Annotated in this window: 6 protein-coding genes; 1 reads left to right on the top strand and 5 read right to left on the bottom strand. The window is 69.4% G+C overall.

Annotated elements, in window-relative coordinates; genetic code table 11:
- On the top strand, window positions 1–532 hold a 532-nt coding region (locus B4E30_RS00535; protein WP_286793037.1), incomplete at its 5' end, for an HAD hydrolase family protein.
- A 136-nt stretch (window positions 533–668) separates the two neighbouring features.
- Here the strand turns inward: B4E30_RS00535 and B4E30_RS00530 are convergent.
- The 5 genes from B4E30_RS00530 to B4E30_RS00510 form a co-directional block, all read right to left on the bottom strand.
- Window positions 669–1,964: an alpha-hydroxy acid oxidase gene (locus B4E30_RS00530; RefSeq protein ID WP_286793035.1), complete on the bottom strand. Its 1,296-nt coding sequence runs from the start codon at window positions 1,962–1,964 to the stop codon at window positions 669–671.
- A gap of 28 nt (window positions 1,965–1,992) precedes the next feature.
- Window positions 1,993–2,709: a FadR/GntR family transcriptional regulator gene (locus B4E30_RS00525; RefSeq protein ID WP_194384784.1), complete on the bottom strand. Its 717-nt coding sequence runs from the start codon at window positions 2,707–2,709 to the stop codon at window positions 1,993–1,995.
- An 81-nt stretch (window positions 2,710–2,790) separates the two neighbouring features.
- On the bottom strand, window positions 2,791–3,813 hold the full coding sequence (gene galE / locus B4E30_RS00520; protein WP_071044412.1) for a UDP-glucose 4-epimerase GalE: 1,023 nt from the start codon (window positions 3,811–3,813) through the stop codon (window positions 2,791–2,793).
- Between the two features lie 35 nt (window positions 3,814–3,848).
- On the bottom strand, window positions 3,849–4,505 hold the full coding sequence (locus B4E30_RS00515; protein ID WP_194384783.1) for a thymidine kinase: 657 nt from the start codon (window positions 4,503–4,505) through the stop codon (window positions 3,849–3,851).
- Between the two features lie 61 nt (window positions 4,506–4,566).
- Window positions 4,567–4,716 (bottom strand): malate:quinone oxidoreductase, encoded by a 150-nt coding sequence (locus tag B4E30_RS00510; RefSeq protein WP_414683172.1) that lies wholly within the window; start codon window positions 4,714–4,716, stop codon window positions 4,567–4,569.
- Between the last annotated feature and the right edge of the window lie 3 nt (window positions 4,717–4,719).

Raw genomic sequence — 4,719 nt, 5'->3', positions numbered from 1 at the left:
GTACTACCGCCTCCGCGACGGCGATGTGCAGACCGTGTACGCACACAGCCTGACAGACGACGAGAAGACCCGCGCCCTCGCCGCCGTCGAGGAGGAGGCTCGCCGCCTGGGGCTCTGGGAGAGCGAAACCTGGGGGCCCATCCTCGAAGACCGCGGCTCGCAGATCACCTTCTCCGCCCTCGGGCAGACGGCACCGCTCGAGGCCAAGAAGGCCTGGGACCCCACCGGCGAGAAGAAGAACGCGCTGCGTCAGGCCGTCGCCGACCGCATCCCCGACCTCGAGGTGCGCTCGGGCGGCTCGACCTCGGTGGACATCACCCACCGCGGGATCGACAAGGCGTACGGGATGCGCCGGCTCTCGGAGCAGACGGGAATCAGCCTGGACGACATGCTCTTCATCGGCGACCGCCTCGACCCCGACGGGAACGACTACCCGGTGCTCGCCATGGGCGTGGCCTGCCAGGCCGTGGACGGGTGGGAGGAGACCGCCGAGGTGCTCGACGCTCTCATCCCCACCCTCCCCGCGCGCTGACGAGACGGCTCTTCGGAGCCGCCAGGGCCGCCGCGCGTGTTCGCAACTCCGCAAGAACCGCGCCGCGCGGCGCCGAACTCCCCCACCCGGCCCGTCGCGGGCGCGGTCTTGAGGAGTTGCGAACGGGCGAGCGGGGTCAGGCCTTCGCGCCGGCCTTCGACGCCGTCGAACGCGTGCGAGGTGCGGTGCGGGCTGCCGGGGCGGCGATCGGGGTCATGCGCTGCAGCTGCGTGACATGACGCGGCTCGAGTTCCTCCAGCGACGAGACGCCGAGGAGGGCCATCGTGCGCGTGAGCTCGGTGCGCAGGATGTCGATCGTCTTGTCGACGCCCGCGCGACCACCGGCCATCAGGCCGTAGAGGTACGCGCGGCCGATGAGGGTGAACTTCGCCCCCAGCGCGATCGATGCGACGATGTCCGCGCCGTTCATGATGCCCGTGTCGACCATGATCGTGGCGTCCTTGCCGACCTCGCGCACCACCTGCGGGAGCAGGTGGAACGGGACGGGCGCGCGGTCCAGCTGACGGCCGCCGTGGTTGGAGAGCACGATGCCGTCTACCCCGAGGTCGATGAGCTTCTTGGAGTCCGCGACGTTCTGCACGCCCTTGATGACGATCTTCCCCGGCCAGATCTGCCGGATGATCTCGAGATCTTCGTAGCTGATGGTCGGATCCATCGCGGCGTTGAGCAGTTCGCCGACGGTCCCTCCCGTCGTCGAGAGCGACGCGAACTCCAGCTTGGGTGTCGTGAGGAAGTCGACCCACCACCACGGGCGGGGGATGGCGTTGAGGATCGTGCCGACCGTCAGCTGCGGGGGGATCGAGAATCCGTTGCGCTTGTCTCGCAGGCGCGCGCCGGCGATGGGCGTGTCGACCGTGAACATGAGCGTGTCGAAGCCCGCTTCGGCGGCACGGCGCACGAGGCCGTAGGAGATGTCGCGGTCGCGCATGACGTAGAGCTGGAACCAGTTGCGCCCGGCGGGGTTGGCGGCCTTGACGTCTTCGATCGAGGTCGTGCCGAGCGTCGACAGCGTGAACGGGATGCCGGCGGCCCCGGCAGCGCCGGCCCCCGCCGTCTCGCCCTCCGTCTGCATGAGACGCGTGAAGCCGGTCGGCGCGATGCCGAACGGCAGCGCGCTCGGTCCCCCGAGCACCTCTGTCGAGGTGTCGACGTGCTCGGCGGGGCGCAGCACGTCGGGATGGAACTCGATGTCCTCGAACGCCTGACGCGCTCGCGCCAGCGACAGCTCCCCCTCGGCGGCGCCGTCGGTGTAGTCGTAGGCGGCTTTCGGCGTGCGCCTCTTCGCGATGCGCTGGAGGTCGTAGATCGTGAGGGCACCCTCGAGACGACGCCGGGTGGGATTCAGCTCGGGCTTCTTGAACTGCATGAGTTCGAGGAGCTCGGCGGGCTTGGGCAGCTGACGCTGGACCATGGTTTCCTTTTCCTTCTGCGATGGACGATCAGCGGGAGAGCCCCGCGTGGGCGTAGTAGCCGGAGATGTGCTCGTTGACGAGACGGCGGGCGCGAGCGGGGTCGCCGTCGTCGACGGCCGCGAGGATCTCGGCGTGCTCGTCGCGCAGGCGCGCCGCCGTCGCATCCCAGTCGTCGATGTTGTCGGCGCCCCGGCGAACGTAGGACTCGATGGATGTGCGGAGCCCGGCCATCATCGCGGAGATCACGACGTTGCCCGATGCCTCGGCCAGGCTCAGGTGCAGCTGCGCGTCGAGCGCGAGGAACTCCCCCGGCGTCAGATCGGTCGCCGCCATCGCCGCCATCACGCGGCGGGACTCCCGGATGCTCCGATCCGGGTCCCGCGCGAGCGTGTCGACGACGGCTTCCTCGAGCGCGAGCCGCGTGCGCACGACGTCGTGGAGGGGGAAGCCTTGAGCGGCGACCTGCAGCCTCAGGAGGGCCTGCATGCCGCCCGTCGGGGCGGCGACGATGATCGCGCCCGATGCCGGGCCCGATCCGGTGCCGGTGCGGATGAGTCCCATGACCTCGAGCACGCGGAGCGCCTCGCGCACGCTCGAGCGGCCGACGCCGAGGCTCCCGGCGAGCTCCCGCTCGGCGGGGAGCCGGTCGCCCGGCCCGAGGCGCCCTTCGAGCAGATCGTTCTCGATCTTTTCGAGCACGACCTGCCACGCACGCGACGGTGCAGGCGTCGACGGTTCCGCCATGAAACGTTTTCCTTCCGTGGTCTGACCATCGTACACGCTGTGGTCAGACCACGGAAGCCGTCCGTCGAGGCGACGCTGTGACTACTCGGCGGTCGCGTATCCCTGCGGGTTCTGCGACTGCCAGGTCCAGTAGTCGCGCGACGCCTCGTCGATCCCGAAGCGGGCTTTCCATCCGAGCTCGCGTTCCGCCTTCGCGGGGTCGCAGTAGGTCGCCGCGACGTCTCCGGGGCGGCGGTCCAGGATCTGGGTGGGGAGCTTGCGCCCGACGGCCTTCTCGAAGGAGGAGATCAGCTCGAGCACGCTCACCGGCCGCCCCGTGCCGAGGTTGTACACCGCGTATCCGGGTGCGGCCTTCTCGAGCGCGGAGACGTGCCCGTCGGCGAGATCGACGACGTGGATGTAATCGCGGAGTCCGGTTCCGTCGGGGGTGTCGTAGTCATCGCCGAAGACGCCGATGCGCTCGAGTGCTCCGATGGCGACACGCGAGACGTACGGCATGAGGTTGTTCGGGATGCCGGTGGGGTCCTCGCCGATCAGGCCGCTCGTGTGCGCGCCCACCGGGTTGAAGTAGCGCAGCACCGTGACATTGACGTCGGGGTTCACGCGCGCGACATCCGCCAACACGACCTCGTTCATGCGCTTGGACTTGCTGTAGGCGTTCGAAAGGTCGACACTCGTGGTCGACTCCTCGGTGAACGGCAGGTCGGCGGGGTCGGAGTAGACGGTTCCGGTGCTCGAGAAGACGAAGGAGCGGATGCCGTGTGCGAGGCCCACGCGCAGCAGCGCGAAGGTGGTGTCGAGGTTGTTGGCGTAGTACTCCAGCGGCTTCTGGGTCGACTCCCCGACCGCCTTGAAGGCGGCGAAGTGGATGATGGCGTCGATCGGGCCGTGGTCGGCGAACGCGCTCTCGACGACCTCGTCGTCGGCGGCGTTCCCGACCACGAGCGGGGCGCTCTTGCCGGTGATCCGCTCGACGCGCTGCGCCGCGACGGCACTCGTGCCCGACAGGTCGTCGAGCAGCACGACCTCGTGTCCGGCGTCGAGCAGGGAGACGGCGGTGTGCGCGCCGATGTAGCCGGCCCCGCCGGCAAGGAGTACTCGCATGCCTCCAGACTAGCCAGCACCGCGCCGGCGGGCGATCAGCGTCCGTCCAGCCGTCCGCCCGACTCGCCGAGGTAGCACTCCGCGCACATCGACTCGTAGGTCACACGGTCCGCCGTCAGCTCGTCGATCGCGACCTGGTCGCCGTCGAAGACGAACCTCCCGCCCACCAGGCGCGCGTTGAACAGCGCCTTCCGTCCGCAGCGGCAGATCGTCTTCAGCTCCTCGAGACTGTGCGCCAGCTCCATGAGGCGTCGCGAGCCGGGGAACGCCTCGGTGCGGAAATCGGTGCGGATGCCGTAGGCGAGAACCGGGATGCGGTCGAGGACGACGATCCGCATCAGATCGTCGACCTGAGCCGGGGTGAGGAATTGCGCCTCGTCGAGCAGCAGGCACGCCACGTCGGCGCGCCGCGGTGGGTCTTCATCGGGGAGCAGACTCTCCCGCGCCTCCGCCTGAACGCGCGCGCGATGCTCGGCGAACAGAGCGCGCAGGTCCTCATCGGGACGGATCAGGAAGTCGACCGGCCGCGTGACGCCGAGACGGCTCGAGACGCGATCGGCGTCTTTGGTGTCGATGGCAGGCTTGGCCAGCAGCACGCGCTGACCGCGCTCCTCGTAGTTGTACGCCGCCTGAAGCAGGGCGGTGGACTTGCCGGAGTTCATCGCCCCGTAGCGGAAGTAGAGCTTCGCCACGACTCCTCCTCCTACCGGCGTCCGACCGTGCCCGTCGCTGCGGACATGCCCGCTGCGCGGATCATCGCTGGATGGCGAGAACCCGGGCGGTCGTGTCCAGCACCGCGTCCGCCGCCTCCGGGCGGGGGTTGAGCGTCTCGCCGTAGCTCGGGATGAGCTCTCGCAGCCGCGGCTCCCACTCCGACACGCGGTCGGGGAAGCAGGTCTTCAGCAG

Origin of the sequence: Microbacterium sp. UBA3394 (genome assembly GCF_002358725.1) — a bacterium.
Taxonomy (GTDB): Bacteria; Actinomycetota; Actinomycetes; order Actinomycetales; family Microbacteriaceae; genus Microbacterium; species Microbacterium luteum.
Note: the sequence above shows the minus strand (reverse complement) of the source record. Positions and strands in the feature narration are given on the sequence as shown.

What these genes read in the sequence shown, in the direction of transcription:
- B4E30_RS00530 (WP_286793035.1), bottom strand. Translation starts at nt 1,964, where the DNA reads ATGGTCCAGCGTCAGCTGCCCAAGCCCGCCGAGCTCCTCGAACTCATG.
- B4E30_RS00525 (WP_194384784.1), bottom strand. Translation starts at nt 2,709, where the DNA reads ATGGCGGAACCGTCGACGCCTGCACCGTCGCGTGCGTGGCAGGTCGTG.
- galE (WP_071044412.1), bottom strand. Translation starts at nt 3,813, where the DNA reads ATGCGAGTACTCCTTGCCGGCGGGGCCGGCTACATCGGCGCGCACACC.